Origin of the sequence: Bhargavaea massiliensis, assembly GCF_018390575.1 — a bacterium.
Lineage (GTDB): Bacteria > Bacillota > Bacilli > Bacillales_A > Planococcaceae > Bhargavaea > Bhargavaea massiliensis.
On sequence record NZ_JAHBCJ010000003.1, the window covers coordinates 199,960 to 219,236 of the forward strand.

17 protein-coding genes and 1 pseudogene are annotated in these 19,277 nt (G+C 50.5%); 16 read left to right on the plus strand and 2 right to left on the minus strand.

Going from position 1 to position 19,277, the window contains the following annotated elements; genetic code table 11:
• Positions 1-3 precede the first annotated feature (3 nt).
• From KHA84_RS05865 to KHA84_RS05920, 12 genes and pseudogenes are all read left to right on the plus strand, one after another.
• Positions 4-771 (plus strand): SDR family NAD(P)-dependent oxidoreductase, encoded by a 768-nt coding sequence (locus KHA84_RS05865; protein WP_213422599.1) that lies wholly within the window; start codon positions 4-6, stop codon positions 769-771.
• Positions 772-978: 207 nt separating this feature from the next.
• Positions 979-2,523, plus strand: a complete 1,545-nt coding sequence (locus KHA84_RS05870) for a sodium:solute symporter family protein (protein WP_213422600.1) — start codon at positions 979-981, stop codon at positions 2,521-2,523.
• Between the two features lie 11 nt (positions 2,524-2,534).
• Entirely contained in the window at positions 2,535-4,163 is a 1,629-nt protein-coding gene (locus tag KHA84_RS05875) for a long-chain-fatty-acid--CoA ligase (RefSeq protein ID WP_213422601.1), read from the plus strand.
• Positions 4,147-4,884, plus strand: coding sequence for a 3-oxoacyl-ACP reductase FabG (fabG, locus tag KHA84_RS05880; RefSeq protein WP_213422778.1), 738 nt, complete (start codon positions 4,147-4,149; stop codon positions 4,882-4,884). The genes KHA84_RS05875 and fabG overlap by 17 nt, the downstream gene beginning before the upstream one ends.
• 521 nt (positions 4,885-5,405) lie before the next feature.
• Complete coding sequence (gene dctP / locus KHA84_RS05885; RefSeq protein ID WP_213422602.1) at positions 5,406-6,485, plus strand: TRAP transporter substrate-binding protein DctP; 1,080 nt, start codon at positions 5,406-5,408, stop codon at positions 6,483-6,485.
• A 12-nt stretch (positions 6,486-6,497) separates the two neighbouring features.
• Positions 6,498-6,995: a TRAP transporter small permease subunit gene (locus tag KHA84_RS05890; RefSeq protein ID WP_213422603.1), complete on the plus strand. Its 498-nt coding sequence runs from the start codon at positions 6,498-6,500 to the stop codon at positions 6,993-6,995.
• A complete protein-coding gene (locus tag KHA84_RS05895; RefSeq protein WP_213422604.1) occupies positions 6,992-8,311 on the plus strand; it encodes a TRAP transporter large permease in 1,320 nt (439 codons plus the stop codon). The genes KHA84_RS05890 and KHA84_RS05895 overlap by 4 nt, the downstream gene beginning before the upstream one ends.
• Positions 8,312-8,331: 20 nt before the next feature.
• On the plus strand, positions 8,332-9,231 hold the full coding sequence (gene dapA / locus KHA84_RS05900) for a 4-hydroxy-tetrahydrodipicolinate synthase (RefSeq protein WP_213422605.1): 900 nt from the start codon (positions 8,332-8,334) through the stop codon (positions 9,229-9,231).
• A 115-nt stretch (positions 9,232-9,346) separates the two neighbouring features.
• The gene (locus KHA84_RS05905) at positions 9,347-9,883 is read left to right on the plus strand and encodes a helix-turn-helix domain-containing protein (protein WP_213422606.1); all 537 of its coding nucleotides are present in this window, start codon (positions 9,347-9,349) and stop codon (positions 9,881-9,883) included.
• Between the two features lie 83 nt (positions 9,884-9,966).
• Positions 9,967-10,104: pseudogene (locus KHA84_RS05910) on the plus strand (hypothetical protein); the annotation flags it as partial.
• A 302-nt stretch (positions 10,105-10,406) separates the two neighbouring features.
• On the plus strand, positions 10,407-10,589 hold the full coding sequence (locus KHA84_RS05915) for a hypothetical protein (protein ID WP_213422608.1): 183 nt from the start codon (positions 10,407-10,409) through the stop codon (positions 10,587-10,589).
• Positions 10,582-12,003, plus strand: a complete 1,422-nt coding sequence (locus tag KHA84_RS05920) for an amidase (RefSeq protein WP_213422609.1) — start codon at positions 10,582-10,584, stop codon at positions 12,001-12,003. Before KHA84_RS05915 ends, KHA84_RS05920 begins: the two co-directional genes overlap by 8 nt.
• Positions 12,004-12,800: 797 nt before the next feature.
• On the opposite strand, the gene KHA84_RS05925 is transcribed toward KHA84_RS05920, so the two are convergent.
• Complete coding sequence (locus KHA84_RS05925) at positions 12,801-14,501, minus strand: M20/M25/M40 family metallo-hydrolase (RefSeq protein ID WP_213422610.1); 1,701 nt, start codon at positions 14,499-14,501, stop codon at positions 12,801-12,803.
• Positions 14,502-14,537: 36 nt separating this feature from the next.
• Positions 14,538-15,728, minus strand: coding sequence for an aminotransferase class I/II-fold pyridoxal phosphate-dependent enzyme (locus tag KHA84_RS05930; protein ID WP_213422611.1), 1,191 nt, complete (start codon positions 15,726-15,728; stop codon positions 14,538-14,540).
• Between the two features lie 341 nt (positions 15,729-16,069).
• Between KHA84_RS05930 and KHA84_RS05935 the strand changes: the two genes are divergently transcribed.
• The 4 genes from KHA84_RS05935 (at position 16,070) to KHA84_RS05950 (ending at position 19,267) form a co-directional block, all read left to right on the plus strand.
• Entirely contained in the window at positions 16,070-17,083 is a 1,014-nt protein-coding gene (locus KHA84_RS05935) for a DctP family TRAP transporter solute-binding subunit (RefSeq protein WP_213422612.1), read from the plus strand.
• 73 nt (positions 17,084-17,156) lie between these two features.
• The gene (locus tag KHA84_RS05940) at positions 17,157-17,639 is read left to right on the plus strand and encodes a TRAP transporter small permease (protein ID WP_336511103.1); all 483 of its coding nucleotides are present in this window, start codon (positions 17,157-17,159) and stop codon (positions 17,637-17,639) included.
• The gene (locus tag KHA84_RS05945; RefSeq protein WP_213422614.1) at positions 17,636-18,916 is read left to right on the plus strand and encodes a TRAP transporter large permease; all 1,281 of its coding nucleotides are present in this window, start codon (positions 17,636-17,638) and stop codon (positions 18,914-18,916) included. Before KHA84_RS05940 ends, KHA84_RS05945 begins: the two co-directional genes overlap by 4 nt.
• Positions 18,917-18,928: 12 nt before the next feature.
• On the plus strand, positions 18,929-19,267 hold the full coding sequence (locus KHA84_RS05950; RefSeq protein WP_213422615.1) for a cupin domain-containing protein: 339 nt from the start codon (positions 18,929-18,931) through the stop codon (positions 19,265-19,267).
• The last annotated feature ends 10 nt before the right edge of the window (positions 19,268-19,277 follow it).

The following is a 19,277-nucleotide window of genomic DNA, read 5'->3' on the forward strand; positions in this document are numbered from 1 at the left end:
AGGATGGATCTCTTTAAGCTTGATGGGAAAGTGGCAATCGTAACCGGGGCCGGCAGGGGAATCGGGCGAAGCATTGCCAAAGGGCTCGCCGAAGCCGGGGCACATATCGTCATTTGCAGCCGTACAGAAAAAGAATTGCTGGAGCTGAAAAGTGAAATAGACGATGCGGGCGGATCGAGTACCGTCATGACATGCGATGTCACGGATGAAGAAAATATCCAGCAAGTCGTCGACGACACTGTGAAGGAATTCGGTTCGATCGATATCCTCGTGAACAACGCAGGAATCACGAAGAAGGCTCCGGCTCTGGACTATGACCTGGATGATTTTAAACGGATTATTGATGTGAATCTGACTTCTGTCTTTGTGTTTGCCCAGAAGGTCGGTCGAGTGATGGCGAAGCAACAGAGTGGCTCAATCATTAATATCTCGTCCATCGCTTCCGTGCAAGCGGTTACAGGATCCATTCCCTATACCGCAAGCAAAGGGGCGGTGGCGATGATTACCCGGACGCTTGCGGTCGAATGGGCAAAATACAATATTCGGGTCAATGCAATTGCTCCTGCTTATATCGAGACACCGCTCGTAGAAGAAGTGAAGAAAACACGGACCGGTTTTGCCGAAGCAGTGGCAAAGCGTACACCGATGGGGCGGATGGGAAGACCTGATGAAATGGCCGGTGCGGCAATTTTCCTTGCGGGGGAAGCCTCTTCATATATGACCGGAGAAACGTTGTTTCTGGATGGTGGCTGGAAGGCATACGGACTTTAACCAACTAAAGAAAGCGGGAGGGAAAATAATGTTTGGAATTCCGTCGCAAGGTTGGATTTCTCTCGGCATTTGGGGTCTGGTGATCATCATACCTTGGGCTTATTCGGCTTACTTGATCCGTAAAATCAATCAGTCCGGCGTGGAGCGATGGGGTGCAAAGCCTTCAAAAGCCAGACCATACGAACAGAGAGAGGGAGGCGGTGTTTCATGAACGGGTTGATCATCGGATTGATTGCCATTGCCTATATAGCCGTTCTCTTCTATTTCATTATCAAAGGAAATAAGAAGTCGGATGATCTGGATGATTTCACAATCGGCGGCTGGAGCATGTCTTTGTCGGTCAGTATCTTTTACTTTACGGCAACATGGGTGAGCGCTGCTTCGGTCCTCGGTGTCCCGGGCATTCTCTACGCCAATGGCTTTGCCGGCATCACGGGCTGGTTTGCCGGGTGGTTTTTCGCGACAGCCATCCTTCCGCTGATTGCCTATAAACTTCGTCGCCCTATGTTTCCGGTGCGGACCATACCGGAATACATGAGACTGCGTTTTGAACCTTATGTAAAGAAGAGCTTTATCCAGGCATGGTCATCCGTCATGATCATCATCGGCTACATTAGCTATGTGACCATCCAGATTACCGGAATCGGCTACTTGCTTTCTCAAGTTACAGGGTTGAGCTACTTCGTATCGATCTTGATTTTCCTTGTGTTTATTTTGCTCACGGTGCTCGGCGGCGTTTGGTCTGTTGCGATGACAGATGTCCTTAACACCATTGTCATTATCTTCGGGCTTGTGTTGGCAGCAGGTCTGATCTTGTATCAGGTAGGCGGACCGACAGCTCTCTTCACCCAGCTGCAACAAGTGAATACCCCGGTATTGCATGGAGGAACACCGGTTGAACCGGGAAGCATGTTCAGCCCGCTCGGAACATTCTCGCTTGCCGCGATGATCGGGATTTTCATTTCCAATTCGCTGGGGGCGGCTGTGGCTCCGCACTGGCCGACCAGGCTCCTATCCGCCAAAAATGTCAAGACAGCCATTTCAACGCCGCTCATTTCAACGTTGATTTTAACGTTTGTCTTCCTCTGCCTTTTGATCATGGGGCTCGGCGGGCGGATTCTCGTGCCGACCATGCCTGAGGGTATGGCGTCCGATCAGATCATGCCACTGCTTATCACAGAGTTCATGAATCCGGTGGTGGCCGGAATTCTTATCGCTGCCATCTTCGCAGCTGCGCTCTCCACTTCAAACGGAATGGTGCTTCAGGCAGCCATTGCAGTGTCCTATGACATGTATCGGAATCTGCGCACGAAGCCGGTTGCTGACGGAACCCTCATCCGGATCACTCAAGTGTTGCTGATTGTCATTTCAATCATCGCCTTCTTTTTCTCCATAAAACCGCCGGCGTTTATTGCGATGGTGGCGGCGTATGTGTTCGGGTTCTTCGGCTCGGCATTCATCGGCCCGATTTTCCTTGGTCTGTATTCTAAGCGGGCGAACCGCCAATCCGCTTATGCAGGCAGCATGATCGGAGCCGTGTCGTATGTACTATTCACTTATTTGACTATTACCGGACTGCTCGTCCTGCCGATTCCGGCAATTGCAATCGCGATGGGCTTGTCGGTGGCTGCTATGTTAATTTGTATGGCCATTTTCCCTCCGGCCCCGCAAGTCGCCTGGGAACCGTATTTCGAAGAAGATATCTCGGATGAAACCAAGCGTGTGGTGGATCTGGCCATGCGCAGAGTATAGGAGGTGCCCCGATGAACGAAAAAGTTTGGTTGAAAAATTACCCTGAAGGAATCAAGAGTACCGTTGAGATTCCGGATGAGACCATGGTCGACGCATTTTACCGTGCTGCCCGGCAGGCCTCATCACATCCCGCACTTATCCAGGGTGATCGGACACTGACTTATGCGGAGCTGAAAGATGCGGTTCACCGCATTGCGAACGGCCTCAAGTCGCTCGGCCTCCAACAAGGAGACCGTGTCGCCCTTATGATGAACAACTCCATCGACTATGTCATCAGCTACTATGCGATCTTGGCCAGTGATGCCATCGCTGTGCCGCACAATCCGATGTATACGGAGCGTGAACTCCATTACCAGTTGAATGACTCGGGAGCTTCCTATTTAATCATCGATCAGGAATTGGCACCTGTCTTTAAATCCGTCCAGGGAAAGACGGGCGTCCGGGAAGTGATCACAGTCGGAGACGGACAGTCCGTCTTCTCAAAAATGATGAAGGAGCAACCGGCTGAGTTTCAATGGAACCCTGGTGACCGGACGGAAGAGGTAGCACTTCTCCAATACACCGGCGGGACGACCGGAGTCTCAAAAGGCGTCATGCTTACCCATCGCAACATTTACGCCAACGTCGTGCAGACCCACGCCTTTCTCGGCGTTCACGCCAACCCGGGGAAAGAGCGGCTCCTGAATGTGCTTCCGCTTTTCCACGTTTACGGAATGACCGTTTCGATGAATTACATGATCTATCTGCAATCCACGATGTATATTATGCGGCGGTTTGACAGCACAAAAACATTGGAGATCCTAGAAAAAAACAAAATCACGATGTTCCCAGGCACACCGACGATTTATGTGGCAGTGAACCATGACCCCGCCATCCACGAGCGCAACATCCGGTCGATCCATACGTGCATCAGCGGATCGGCTCCTCTTCCTGCTGAAGTGAAGCAGCAGTTTGAACAACTGACAGGTGCAAAAGTAGCGGATGCGTATGGACTTAGCGAGGCCTCTCCGGTCACCCACAGCAATCCGGTGAACGGCATTCGGAAAGCTGGGAGCATGGGCATGCCGGTCACGAACACCGACTGCAGGATTGTTGACATAGGAGACGGGAAAACCAAGATGCCTATCGGCAAACCGGGTGAGCTGATCATTCGGGGGCCACAGGTGATGAAGGGCTACTGGAACAAGCCTGATGAAACAGAGGTTGCCCTTCGCGACGGATGGCTTTATACCGGAGATGTCGCCTATATGGATGAGGACGGCTACTGCTTTATTGTCAGCCGCAAAAAAGAAATGATCATTGCATCCGGCTACAACATCTACCCGCGTGAAATCGAAGAGGTGATCTTTACCCACCCGATGGTCCGTGAAGTTGCGGTGATTGGAATCCCGGATGAATACCGGGGAGAAACGGTGAAGGCATTTGTCGTATTGAAAGAAGAAGGAGGGGCAACGGAAGAGGAACTCATCGAGCATTGCAAGGGGAAGCTTGCCAAATACAAAATACCGACGGCCGTCGAAATCATTGAAGAGTTGCCAAAAACCACGGTTGGAAAGATATTGAGGCGGGAATTGGTCAAATTGGAGCAAAATAGACATGAGTCGGAGAGTCAGGATGGTGAATATGCGGTTAAAAGGTAATGTTGTCATTGTTACTGGTGCAGGCGGCGGAATCGGAAGTGCAACAGTCAAACTTTTCCTTGCGGAAGGGGCCAAAGTGGTCGCTGCTGACTGGAATGAAGTAGTGTTGGAGCAGTTGGCCAACAATCTTCAACATCAGGCCAATCTTATTTGTATGACTGTGGATGTAAGTAAAAGAGAGAGTGTTCAGCAACTGATCCGACAAACCTGTGAGGCATTCGGCAAAGTGGATGTTCTGATTAACAATGCCGGCATCACGAACGACGCTATGCTGAAAAACATGACAACTGAACAATTCGAATCTGTCATTCAAGTGAATCTAACAGGTGTCTTTAATAGTACGCAGGAGGCAGCGACTCACATGGTCGGGCAGGGGCATGGGAAAATCATCAATACAACTTCTGTCAGCGGAGTGTATGGAAACGTTGGGCAAACCAACTACGCCGCAGCTAAAGCAGGTGTGATTGGTATGACAAAAACATGGGCCAAGGAACTTGGTCGAAAAAACATCAATGTCAATGCTGTGGCCCCCGGCTTCATCGAAACCCCAATGGTCAAAAAGATGCCGGACCATATCATTACAAGAATGGAAAGTACCATCCCTCTCGGACGTCTCGGCCAGCCGGAAGACATCGCCAAAGCTTACTTATTTCTAGCGTCGGACGACGCAAATTATATTAATGGTCATGTTCTTCATGTGGACGGGGCGATTTTGATGTAGGTGATTAGGGAGTTGCGGAATAAAAACAGCCCAAGACCTTACACAGAACTGCTTTTAATCCAAGAACACCGTGTGACTAAAAATTAAGAAGCAGGCAGGTTAATTATAGATTTCGAGGGTCTATTCTGTATTGGTGTAATTGAAAATTATCCCGAAGAGCAAGTGAGACCAATTGGTGTGTAACAACCAGTTACTAGCCCATACGTGATTGGCAGCAATTGGTATCCGCTGAACCGTAGAGGGTAAGCACTTAGCTAACCAAAACTCAATCGCCCCTATGCAGCCAAAGCCGCATAGGGGCGATTCTCATTCTCATTCAAATCCCATTAATTCACCGAAAGCTTATCCCCCGAAGGCGTAATCAGTACCTTCTGCCCATTCAAACTTGAACGGGAAGATTTCAATTGAAAATAATTTCACTACCAGTGAAATTTATCATTGACTTTACTTTCTGTGTGAAATAATATTCAGTCTAATAGGGGAATGAAAATTCCGACTAAAAATCAAAAGGGGGCTGTTGGATGAGAAAGAAGGTAGGGGGACTTCTTTTTTTGGTTGTTATTTTGCTTTTGGGGGCATGCCAATCCTATCAGACGATTCCGGAGGGGGAAGCCAGAGTTTACAAGTGGAGGATGGTCACTCACCAGATTCCAGGCACAGCAAGGTATGAAGGAACGGTCGTCCCGTTCGTCGAAGCGGTGAAGGATATTACAGGGGGACGCCTGGTTATCGAGCCGTTCGGTGCCAATGTCCTTTTTCCGAATGACGAGACGTTCGATATGGTGAAAAACGGCGTGGTTGAACTGGCGGCCATTTACACAGGTTTCTGGACAGGAAAGGATCCGGTATTCGCGCTTGGGGGAGGCACCATCCCCGGAGATCCGATTGCGAGCTTCGATGAACACTTCTATCGCTCTGATCAGCTTCAGCCGATCATTGATAAGGCTTATGAGAAGCATGGCATCAAAAATTTGGGGGCTTTCGACTATGCCCCTGAAGAAATCCTCATGTCAAAAGTGCCTATTCGTTCTCTCGAGGATTTCAAAGGGAAAAACATCCGGGCTGCAGGCGTTGCGAGCTTATATTATGGAAAACTTGGTGCCTCTGCAATTTCGTTGTCAGCGCCAGAGATCTATACAGGTCTGCAACTCGGCACGGTTGACGCGGCAGAGTTCAATGACTATCTCGTCAACGGCGAGATGGGACTGGACGAGGTCACAAAATATGTGGTGGATCCGGCACTACATGTTGGCCCAAGCACAGACAAAGAATTGATTGTAAATCCGAAGGCATGGGACGAACTCCCAGATGACCTGAAGGCGGCGCTGTATGTCGCTCGTGATAAAGTACGGTACGAATCGGCGATTGCATACGGCGTGGAAAGTCGGAAGGCCATGAAAGAGTGGGAGGAAAACACGGATATCGAGTTCATCCAACTTCCCGAGGAAGATGTCGAGGAGATGCGCCGGCTCGGTTTTGAACTGCTTAATGATTATAAGGAAAAAAGTGATTTGAGCAGGGAGTATGTTGAAGAGTATGCGAAGGTTCTCGCGGAATTGGGATACACGGAAGAAGCGAAGATCTTGGGCTATGGGGAATAAGGCGGTGATGGGATGAACGTGATATTAAAAGGAATCGAGACTTTGTCAGCGATTATGGGAAAACTGGCCGGGTTCTTGATGATTCCCTTGACACTGGTCATCGTCTACACCGTCATTCTGCGGAGATTCTTCTCAAATGCCCCTGATTGGGGATTCGAAGTTCCGATTTTCCTGTTTGGGATGATGATCTTGCTTTCAGGAGCCGATACGTTGCGGATTAAGGGGCATATTGCAGTCGATATCATCCAGAAGTATGTATCTGACCAATGGGGGCGGATCTTGATCACTTTCGGGCTTTTGATTGTCTTGTTTGTAAGCGCATTCTTGGTGTTTAAGGGAATAGATTCAGCAATTGAATCGACGAAAATCATGGAACGGTCTTCTCATCAGAGTTCATTTAATCCTCAGATCTGGTGGTTTAAATGGTTTATCCCCATCGGGGGCCTGCTGCTCTGGCTTCAGGCATGGGTGGAGATCTATAAAGTTTGGCGCGGAGGTGATGCAAGATGACAATCATCTTCGAATACGCGCCGATTGCCATGTTCGTTCTGCTGCTGCTTCTTTTGTTCCTGGGTGTACCCATCGCTTTTGCCTTAGCATCAACCGGAATTTTGTTTGCACTGATGATGTGGGGGATCGACAGTACGGCACTGCTCACAAGTGCCACTTGGGGAATTATGAACAACTTCACGCTCATCGCCATTCCATTGTTCATCCTCATGTCAGTGCTGCTTGAAAAGACGAATATTATCTCTGAGCTTTTTGACGCCGTGTATAAATGGTCTGGAGGTTTGCGCGGTGGCCTTGCCATCACAGCCATTGTAGTCGGCGCCATTATCGGAGCAATCTCCGGCGTTGTTGCGGCAGGTGTAATCGGGCTCGGTCTGATTGCGCTTCCTCAGATGATGCGATACAAGTACAACGAGACGCTGAGCCTCGGATCGATCATGGCCGGCGGGACACTCGGCCAGCTGATCCCTCCGAGCCTGAACATGGTCGTTTACGGTGCCATCACAGGTGTTTCGGTTTCCAGTTTGTTTGCAGGCGGCCTCAGTTCCGGAATTTTGCTGATCCTGCTGTTCATTGCGTATATTCTCTTTCAGGCCTACCGGAAAGACGATGTGGCACCGGCTCTTGCAAAAAAGGACCGCGCTACAACCGAGGAAAAGTTTGCTTCGCTAAAATCCATCATCTTGCCGATGCTTCTTATCATCCTCGTGCTCGGCTCCATTTTCACGGGAGCAGCAACTCCGACCGAAGGAGCGGCAGTAGGAGTACTGGGAACGGTCATCATCGGTGTCATCTCCAGGCGACTGAACTGGACGAAGATGAAAGAATCCATCTATGAATCCATGAAGATGACGGGGATGGTCGGCTGGATTTTAATTGGTGCAGCAGTGTTTAGTGCGGTCTTCTCCGGAGTAGGGGGCAATCAATTTGTTTCCGAGATGGCAGCCAATGCACCCGGGGGCAAATGGGGGATTCTCTTCTTCGCTCTTGCCTTCATCATCATGCTGGGGATGTTCCTGGAAACAATGGCGCTTATCATGCTCGCCACACCGATCATTACACCGGTCGTCGTCAATGCCGGATTCGATCCGCTCTGGTGGGCAATTATTTTCATGGTCGTTCTGCAAATGGCATTCCTGACGCCACCGTTCGGCTTTGCGATCTTCTACTTGAAGAGCGCGGTTGGCGAGAAAGTCAGCATCGGCAAGATCTACCGGGCAACTGTGCCGTTCATTATTATTCAGCTGATTGCAGCCATTCTGCTGATCGCTTTCCCGCAGTTGGCAACATGGCTTCCTGAATTGCTAAGTAAATAATTTCAATGGGGGTTTTAAAAATGAAAGAATTCAAGGGAGTTTATCCAGTGCTCGTTACACCAATGAACGAGGATGAAAGCATTAACTGGGAAGGCTTTGCAAAGAACATCGAGTATTACATCGGAGAAGGGGTTGATGGTCTTGCCATCAACGGCAGTACAGGAGAGTTTGTCAGTTTGACGAAGGAAGAACGGTTTAAAGCAGTGGAAGTTGCTGTCGAGCAAGTGAATGGCCGCCTGCCGCTTATTGTCGGTGCAGCGGCTGAAACAACGGCTGATGCGATTGAATACACCCGCCAGGCTGAAGAAGCGGGTGCAGATGGCGCATTGCTGATCAACTCTTACTATGCTCATCCGAAAGAAGAAGAAATCTACGAACACTTCAAGGCAGTTGCCGAAGCAGTCTCCTTCCCGGTCATGATCTACAACAATCCGTTTACGAGTGGAGTGGACATCTCTGTTGAAACCATTCTTCAGGTCGGAAGAGATGTGAGCAACATTACTCATATTAAAGAATCAAGCGGGGAAATCCGGAAAGTCCGCGATATTTCACGGGAAGGCAAAGGGTTCATCAAGACGTTCTGCGGAGCGGACGATATGGTGCTGGAATCATTCTTAGTTGGATCAGTCGGCTGGATTTCAGTGGCCGGCAACATCGCCCCCCGAACAGCAAAAGAGTTATTCGACGCCTTCGAAGCGGGGAATCTGGACAGGGCGTGGGAAGTCTATGACCGATTGTTGCCGCTCTGTAACTTCCTTGAGGGTTCGGGCAAATATGTACAAGTCGCAAAGCGTGCCATGGAACTTAAGGGACTTGCTGGAGGGCCACCACGAAAACCGCGGCAAGGTCTCACCAGCGAGGAAGAAGAAACACTGATGAAGCACATGCAGGAACTTGGTGAACTAACGGTTCCTCAATAAGTGACAGGATCCCGGAGTGTAAATACACTCCGGGATTTGCATGAGGACAAAATTTAGAAACGTGATGATAGAATAGTTTTAAAAGCAGCGGATAATGAATCAGGAGTGAGGAGTCATGGATAACCAAATCGGGGAAGAATTCAAGCGGATTCGCAAAGAAAGAAAAATGACTTTGCGGGAACTAAGTGACCAAAGCGGACTGTCTGTGAGCTTCCTTTCGCAAGTCGAACGTGGAATCAGCACCGTCACATTTACCTCGCTCCGTAAAATCGCCGAAGCCCTTGGTGTGAGTGTTAATTTCTTCTTCGAACATGAAGAAGAATCTCCGATAAAAAAGAGGTCTTTGAAAAAAAGCGCTGACCAACCAAACTTTACTTACACCAGCCTAATGGGAGACCTTGACCAACCAAAATTCACACCCGCCAGAATCGAGCTTAAAGCAGGTGAATCCCATACCGCACCCTACTCCCACCAAGGTGAGGAGTTTGTATATGTGCTGGAGGGGGAGCTGAAAGTGACGCTAGAAGGGTACGAAGAAACCCTTTATCCGCATGAATCCCTTCACATCGACTCGACGAAAGCGCACACGTGGTATAACGAGACGGACAAGCCGGTTGTGTTGTTGGTAGTGAGTACGAATGTGAATGATTGAGGCTGGTTTAACTGTTAAAGAAGTAAGTCCCGGCGGAGATTGGCCTTTTTTTGAAATATGAACGGGAGGCTGGGTCATATTAAATGTCGGAAGTCGGAATCCTGATCTTGCGTTCCAATATCCCGGTCAGTTTCTTGGACCTGGTCGTCATCTTTATCCAGCGTACGGTGATCATGCTGCCGATTATTGTGGTCATTGCGCTCTGTTTGTGTTTTGAATAGTGGGGAGTGGAGAACAAGCAGTCGGAGCGGCTGCTTTTTTGTGTTTGGAGAATTGTTTATGAGTGGTTACCTCTCGGGGGTGAGTGATTACCCGGGATCTCAATCTCTGAATCTTGATCCCTGTTGTGAGAGTTTTTTGACTTTAGAATACGCTTGGTGTACGGTTGAATAGGTTTTTAAATATTCTAATTTATCTATCTGCTCTATTTAACTTCTTGTATTACCGGCGAAGGGAGGCTCGCGGCTTTCTCGTATTAACTAAACGTTGCCATCAATTCTTGACCAAAAGGAGAGGATTCAGGTTGACGGTTTCAATTCGTGAGAAGTTAGAGGAAAAGGGATTAGCTGTGGTCGATGAGCATTTACCGGTTCTGCAGGTCCGTTGGGATGCCATTCAGAATCTGAAAGCACAGATTGACAGTGCCAATCTGGATGATGCGGACATCAGTCTTGTGAACATTCCGGGGGGTGACCACATTGAATGAAGAACTCATTAAAAAGCCGGTCGAGGAACTTGCACCTCTTATCCAAAACAGAGAAGTCTCTTCTCTTGAACTGACAAAAGCAGTGATCGACCATGCAGAATCCTTAAACGAGAAAGTAAATGCTTATGTAAGCTTCCGCCGTGATGAAGCAGAAAAAGAGGCAGAGCAAGCTGACCGGGAGATTGCGTCCGGCGAGTACAAAGGAATGTACCATGGCATCCCGATGGCTGTGAAGGATAACATCTATCTCAAAGACGAAGTCACGACCATGTCCTCAAAAATCCATGGAGAGTTCGTCTCTGACTACGATGCGACTGTCATCACGAAAATGAGAGACGCAGGGATTGTCTTCACGGGCAAGCTGAACATGCATGAATACGCATGGGGCATCACAAACAACAGTCCTCACTTCGGTGCAGTCCGGAATCCTTGGAATCTCGATAAAATTCCGGGAGGGTCCAGCGGCGGTTCGGGAGCCGGAGTCGCGGCCGACATGACAACGGCGACGCTCGGCACGGACACGGCGGGATCTATCCGGATTCCGTCCTCTTCCTGCGGAATCGTGGGCCTCAAGCCGACGTATGGCCGCGTCAGCAAGTACGGTGTCTTCCCGCTTGCATGGTCACTGGACCACGTCGGACCGATGACCAAAACGGTCAAGGATGCAGCCGGGCTTCTTGAGGTCATCGCCGGCTATGACGCCAACGATCCTACTTCGGTCAATGTCCCGACAGATCATTACACATCAAAACTCACCGGAGAGGTAAAGGGCCTCCGAATTGGTATCTGTGAGGAGTACTACTTCAAGAATGTAGACTCAGGAATTGAGGAGCAGGTGAGAAAAGCGATCAAGACGCTGGAGGATATGGGTGCAGAAGTGGAGCCAGTCAGCATACCGGCGTTGCAGTACGCGGAATATGCGGAACTCGTGACTTCCCTCTCCGAAGCGACAACGATCCATCACCGCAACCTGATCAAGCGTCCGGATGACTTTGGAAGTGACATCCGTCTCCTCTTTGAATTGGGAGAACTCTTCTCGGCCGTCGACTACCTGCAGGCACAGCAACTGCGCCGCCAGCTGAAGCAAGACTTCCAGAGAGCCTTTGAAAAGGTGGATGTCCTCCTGGCCCCGACGCTCCCAGTGATGTCTCCTGACATCGGGAGTGATTTCGCAGATTTGAACGGAAACCAAGTCGATCTTATCGATAACTTCATCCGATTCATGGGACCTTGCAACCTGGCAGGACTGCCAGCCATGACCGTCCCATGCGGACTAAAAGATGGAATGCCGGTCGGACTGCAGATTATCGGTCCAGCCTTTAGCGAGAGCGTCATCCTGAATACAGGTTATGCATTTGAACAGACCAACCCGCTGCAAGGGAAGAGAGCGGGGCTGACGAGTTCGGTTACTTAAGTGGATCAAAAAGAAGGGCGAGTGGACTGTAAGGGGATGCGGAGGATTAAGCTAGTGGGATTGGTGAGTGGTTACCCCTGCATTGCGAGTGGTTACCAAATTCGCCTTACCTCCAATAACCAAACCCCCCCTCCCTGAATAAGATGAGGGGAGGTTCAGGGAGGGGGATTGAAGATGACTGGCAATTATGGTCAAATGTCGGGGGATCATTCTGAGGTGCCGTGGCATGTAGGTCCGGATTTTTCGATTCCATATGGATCCGCAGAACGAAGTCAAAGTTCCATGTTTGAAGAACACCCGGCTCTGTTTGGCCAGGATCAATTCAGGGACAATATGGGTCCGGTCTACGCCGTTCCGTCGTTTCCGTGGCAGCATGGGGGCGGTCACGGGGCAGGAGGCGGGCACTGGCCGCCATATGGGCACTATCCTCAAATGCCGATGCCAATGCCGATGCCGGGCTGCATGCGCTGCGGATACTCCCCATGGATGGGGCAGGGTTTCCCGTACTGATCGGACCGCAACTATTGAATCCACCTGCTGCCAGGCGGGTTCAGTTTTATTTATTCTGATTGACTTTAGCCGCAGAACACAGGTCTGCGGCGGGGCATTGACTGCAATCCCGCAGAGATTCGTGACTGCCTTTATCGTGTAGCGGCCTGGCGAGTTGAGAGGACGGCGGAGCATTGTTGGTTTGTCTGAAGCCACTTTCACCAACTAAGACGGTTACCTAAGAGGTCGATGCAATATATCAAAAGACGATCCCCTCCGAATACCGGAAGAGGATCGTCTTCATTTTTCTATGAGGTGATCATCTTTACGTTCCCGCTCGTTTGTTCGTTTTCCTCTAGCTGCAGAAGGGCAGTGGTCGCCTTCCGGATCAGCTCCGGCAGGACACCGAAGGAGTACGGTTTGTAAACCCGCTCCGTCCATTTGTGGCCGTCTTTGCCGTAGACGCCCATGTTGACGGAGGGGATGTTGAGCTTCTGGATCTCGTGAAACGGAATCGAATACATTCTGCCCCATGCAGGCAGGTTCTTTGTCAGCGGAACGAGTTCGCTTTCTGTTTCGTGCAGCGAAAGGAAGCTGCCGTCGGCCAGATAAGGGAAGAACTTCTTGAGTTCAAATTGCTCTCCGGTCCTCAGGCCCACTTCGTGAAGGACGGATTCGACAGTCTGCTGGACGCTGGCCGCGTGCGTGTCATCCGGCTTCAGGAAGTTGTGCGGCAGGAATGGGGGCGCAACGAACAGGATGACGCGCGCTTTTTTGTGCGGGTCGGCATCCTGCAGGGCACTGACAATCTCGAAGCTCCGGTCGCGCAGGTCGCTGTTTTTCTCTTCTTCGAGCACGCGTTCAATGATGCTTTGAACGTTGATGCCTTGGGCGGCCAAGGCATCAACATATTCTTCATATGTGACGACTTCGATGTTCCATGACAGGCTGCGCGACGGGAGGCCGGTGACTTTCAGATATTCCTCGTATTGTTTCTTTAAGTACTGTTCGGCTTCCAGGCAGGCGGCTTTTGCCTCGTTCAGAAGTTTTTCCAGGATGGTCTCCGGGGTTTCTTCGTAGACAAAGTAGTTGAAGTAAACGTGGCTGCTGATGGCGGTCTGCACGGTGTAAAGCTCTTTCGTATCCCGCTGCTGAAGGCAGGTAGGCGGAAGGATCATTTCTCCCGGGATCTGCTCGGCGAGGTCGTAGCGGTTGTGGATCCGCTCCGTGATTTTAGCGGCGATAAAGTTCGGATCGATGCCGGAGAGGGTATCACCGACATGCACTTCCCGGCCATAAATATGGAAGCACGGAAGCATCTTGCCCGCAGCTCCTGTATAGATATAGCGGTTGGTGTCGCCGTCATACAGCGGTGTGATGAAGTCTGTATTGATCGCTGAGATGAATTCCAGTCCCCGTTCGTTCTGCAGCCGGTTCAATTCCGCAAGCGCCCCGATCATTCCGTGATGCTCGCTTTCTTCGTCCCCGTTGCAGAGAAGGAGAATGTTGCCATTCAGCTGATCGCGGTGTTCCGTGTAGAACAGGACATTCGCGATATGGACGGCCGCTCCGCTCTTCATATCGACCGCTCCGCGCCCGAACATCCATTCCCCGGACCGGGCTTCCGCCTGAAGGACCGGATCCTCGCCATACTCTCGGAAGTAGGCTTCCATGTCTTCTGTAGAGAACGCCCGGTCTTTAAGCGGCCCGAAGTCCTCCACCGCGACTGTATCGATGTGGGCGTGATAAAGCACCGTCTGGCCGAATGCCCGTTCTCCTTCGACGAGCGCGAAGATGTTGCAGCGTCCGATCGGGTCGCCGGGGACTTTTTGCAGATACAGATTTTCCGGGTGTTCCCGGAAATAAGGGAAGGTGGACAGGATCCGGTGGATTTCCTGGACGATCCGGATTTCCCCCAGTGTCCCGTTGATGCTGTTTAAGCTGACGAGATGGCGGGTGAGGAATTCCGCCTGCTCGTAGATCGTCCGTTTGCTCAACTGTTCATACATTGTAATCACTCCTGACATATCAAGTGGGCTTCTTGTTTATAAAATGGCCGGAGCATCTCCGGCCGGCAGTTCACGGATAAACGCTTCCAATCTGTCCATGGCATTGACCAGATTGTCCATGGAATTGGCGTAAGAAATCCGGACATATCCCTCGCCGTTCTCGGTGAACGAATCACCGGGGACGACCGCCACATGTTTTTCATCCAATAGCTTCGTGGCAAACTTGAAAGAGGAAAGGCCTGTTGATTGGATTGACGGGAACACATAGAAGGCGCCGGTCGGCACGGTCATCCGGAGCCCCATCTGCCTCAAACGGCCGATGACATAATCCCTTCGGCGGATATAGTCCTTGTTCATCTCAGCCGGCACGTCCCGGCAGTGATCGAGGGCTTCGATGGCCGCATATTGGCCGGGCAGCGAGGCACAGATCGAGTTGGACAGATGGACTTTCAGGATATGCCCGATCAATGGGGCAGGTCCCATGACGAAACCGATTCTCCACCCGGTCATGGAATGGGACTTGGACAAGCCGTGGATCAGGATCAGCTGATCACGGATCTCGGGATACTCGGCAAATGAAATATGCCGGCTTTCATAGGTGTTCTCGCTGTAGATTTCATCGGACACGATAAACACATTGTGCTTGCTGAGAACCGCAACTAGATCATCCATCGTCTCTCTGGAAAGTGTGGCACCGGTCGGGTTGGACGGGTAATTCAGGATGACCGCTTTCGTACGCTCGGTGATCAGGCGTTCCAGTGCCGCGGCATCAGGGACGAATCCTGTCTGGGATGTATCGAGGTACACCGGTTTTGCACCGGCCAAACGAATCACGGGTTCATAGCCGGAATAGATGGGGGCAGGCAGGATAACTTCATCGCCTTCTTCAAGAATCGTTCTTAAAGTGGAGTCGATGCCTTCACTGGCTCCGCTCGTAATCAGCACTTCTGTCTTCGGATCATAAAGGAAGCCGTACTTCTGCAGGAAAAACCGGGAGACGCTTTCGCGCAATTCCAGTAATCCGGCGTTGTGTGAATAGCCGGTCCGGTTATGCTGGATTGCGGCAACTGCTGCCGCCTTCACCCGGTCGGGAGTCGGGAAATCAGGCTCGCCAATGGTCAGGTTAATGCCGTCCGGAAGCTGAGCGACCTTGTTGGCAAACACACGGATGCCCGGAACCGCAATCTCCAACGCCCGCTCATTCAATCCTTTGTGGAGTTCGATCATTTTGTCACGTCCTTATCTGTCGGTGGATAATCCTCTGTATACTGTATACAACAATCATAAATCAAATGCCTGTGTCCGTAAACAAAATTCTAAAAATTATAAACTTGAGATGAACTATTAGATGATACGGTTGAAATAACGGGGCATGAGGAGGAGTGTTCCAAATGATAGATAGAAAAATGTTTGTTTTCAAAAAACTAATTGACAAGCAATCTGTCCTTGAGTAATCTTGTAACAAGACTTGTATACCGTATACAAACCATTCTCGGCAGGCTGCCAAGAAGGCAGTACGTTCAAGATGGTAAGCGGTTACTTGAGGACCCAAGGGGAGGGAACAGGATATGAAAAAGTGGAAGGTTGGATTGGTTGCGGCTGGTCTTTCTGTCGCCATGCTAATGGCGGGATGCAGTGAGTCGGATCAGGCGGAAGCCGATGGGGAAACGGTCAAGCTGCAGCTTGGCCATGCCATGTCGGAGGGAACACCTGCGGCGGATCTGATTGCGGAAATGGCGGACAATGTCAAAGAACAGACAGACGGACGGGTTGAGTTCGATGTTTACCCGAACAGCCAGCTCGGTTCGGAAACAGAGATGATTGAACAGGTCCAGATGGGGACGATGGGGTCTGCAGCCATCATGGTGGGCACGCTGCAATCCCTTGACATGAAAATGGCCATTGAGGACTTGCCGTATATGTGGAAAGACATCGACCATGCGCGTGCAGCATATGACGGGGAATTCGGGGATTACCTGGCAGATGTGGTGGCGGAGCAAGATCTGAAACAGATCGGATACTTGGAATGGGGGTATCGCCATATCACCAACAACAAAAAGCCGATTGTGAAGCCGGAGGATATGGAGGGGCTGAAGATCCGGGTGGCTGAGTCCAGCCTGAGGATCGATGCGTTCGAAGAAGTCGGTGCGCTTCCGACCGCGATGGCGTTCAGTGAAGTATACGGCGCTCTTCAGCAGGGCGTACTGGACGCTCAGGAAAACCCGCTGGCGAACATTGTTGCGCCGAAGTTTGATGAAGTTCAGGATTACCTGTCGCTGACGGGCCACTTCTACAATACGGTCATGCTGATGGTGAATAACGACACATGGGAAACGATTTCTCCTGAAGATCAGGAAGTCATCCTGAAAGAAGCAGAACGCATCTCCGCGGAGGTCCGCACCCAAAATGATGCCATGCAAGAAGAGTACTTGGCGACACTCGAGGAAAGAGGCATGGAGATCAACGACAACGTGGACACCGCTGCGTTCCGGGAAGCCATGCTGCCTATTTATGAGAAATGGGAAAAAGAACATTTCGGTAAAGAGCTGATGGAGATTTATAACGAAGCTTCCGGATGGTAAACCACTTCTTTCTCTCCCTGTTGATCAACAGGGAGAGAAAACTTTTTTCTATATAAGAATGGTAGGAGGAGTCGTGTTGGAAAAGCTCACAAACACCATCGTAAAGATATTGACCTATCTGTGTATCATTGCCATTAGCGTGCTTGCAGCCATCGTATTTGTGCAGGTATTTTCCAGGTTCTTTAAAATCTCCCTTCCCGCTACCGAAGAACTGGCCAGGCTCCTTATCGTTTGGCTGACGTTCTTGGGGGCAAGCCTGGCCATCCATGAAAAAATGCACCTGGGCGTCAGGTATTTTGTCAGCCTTGCTAGTGAGAAGTATCAGAAAATCATCGATACGTTCATCTATATTCTCACTGTCGCGCTGCTTGCCGTTCTCGCATTTTACGGATTCAAGCTGTCGCTATCCGCCATGTCGACGGCATCGGCAACACTGAAAGTGCCGATGGGGATTTTTTATTTGGCAATCCCGCTTAGTGCGTTATTCTCCATTTACTTTGTGGTTGTCCATATATTGAATCCAAAGCCTGAGGAACAGGGGGAAGTCAACCTATGATTATCGGGATATTGATCGCCTTTTTCGTCCTTCTGTTTCTGGGCATGCCGATCGCCTTTACGATCGGTCTCGTTTCAATCGGGGTTCTGCTGGTCAGTGGTGTATCTCTGGAAGTCGTGATTCAGAGAATGTTCGCAGGGGTCAACAACTTCTCCTATCTGGCCCTTCCGCTGTTCATCCTTGCAGGAAATATCATGGGCGAGGGCGGGCTGACCAAAAGGCTCATGGCATTGGCAGATGCGATTGTCGGCCGATTTTCGGGAGGGTTGGGCATGACCGCGGTCGTGACCAGCGCCTTTTTCGGAACAGTTTCCGGTTCTACCGTTGCCACAACTTACGCTGTCGGATCTGTCATCGTGCCGCGAATGAAAGAACAGCGCTACAGCAACTCATTCATCGCCAGCATCATCGGACCGGCCGGGGTGCTGGGGCTCATCATCCCTCCAAGCATCACGATGGTCATCCTCGGGATCACAGCCAACATTTCGATCGGGAAGCTCTTTATTGCAGGTTTTATCCCGGGCATTCTGCTGACTGTCGCCCTTTGTGCGTATGTATCGTTCATGTCCAGGAAACAGGGCTTCGGCGTCGTCGAAAATGCACGGGTGAGCGGCAAAGAGTTTTGGTCGATCTTCAAATCGGCGCTGCTTCCGCTTTTGTCACCTGTCTTCATCCTGGGCGGGATTTTCAGCGGTCTCGTCACGGCCACAGAAGCGGCGATTATCGCGGTCGTTTACGGATTCATCCTTTCCATGTTTTACGGGGAGCTGTCGTTTAGGAACTTCAAGAACATCATGGCGAACTCTGCAATGACCTCAGCCATCATCCTGATCATTATTTCGTTCGCAAACGTATTTACATATGTGCTGACCGCGAACCGGGTGCCGGCTGCCATCTCTGATTTCTTCCTGCAGTTTGCTTCAACTCCGCTGCAGTTCCTGCTGATGGTCTCCCTGATCTTGCTGATCCTGGGAACGCTGACAGAAGTCACTTCACTGATCATTTTGCTCAGCCCGATCTTTATGCCGATCGCCATGCAATACGGCATCGATCCGATTCATTTCGGAATGGTCCTCATCATGAACTTTGCTTTGGCCAATATTACCCCTCCGGTCGGGCTGTCCTTAATCGCCGGCTGTAACGTCACAGACAAGAAGATGGGAATTGAGCACACCTTCCCATATGTGCTTCATGTCATCGCAATTGTGGCGGTCGTCGTCTTGCTGATCATCTTTATCCCGCAGATCAGCACGGTATTGCCGAACATGTTTGGTTAAGGAGGGATCGGATTGATTAAACAGGCAGGAAAATCGGAAATCATTGAAAAACCACATGGCGGGGAAGGGAGCATCCATATCTCCCGCATTGTATCCCAGAATGATAAGATAGAAGGAATCGATCTGTTTGCACGGGTCACCGTGCAGCCGAAATCAACGATCGCCTATCATCTTCACAAAGATGAATCTGAGGTGTATTACATTCTCAGCGGAAAGGGGATCTTTCTCGACCATGGTGAGCAAAGGGTCCCTGTTGAAGCTGGTGATTTCTGTATGATCCGGAAGGGACAAGGGCATGGCATGGAGAATCCTTATGATGAGGAGATTGAAATGATCGCGCTTGTCTTTTGAAGTTGCTTTA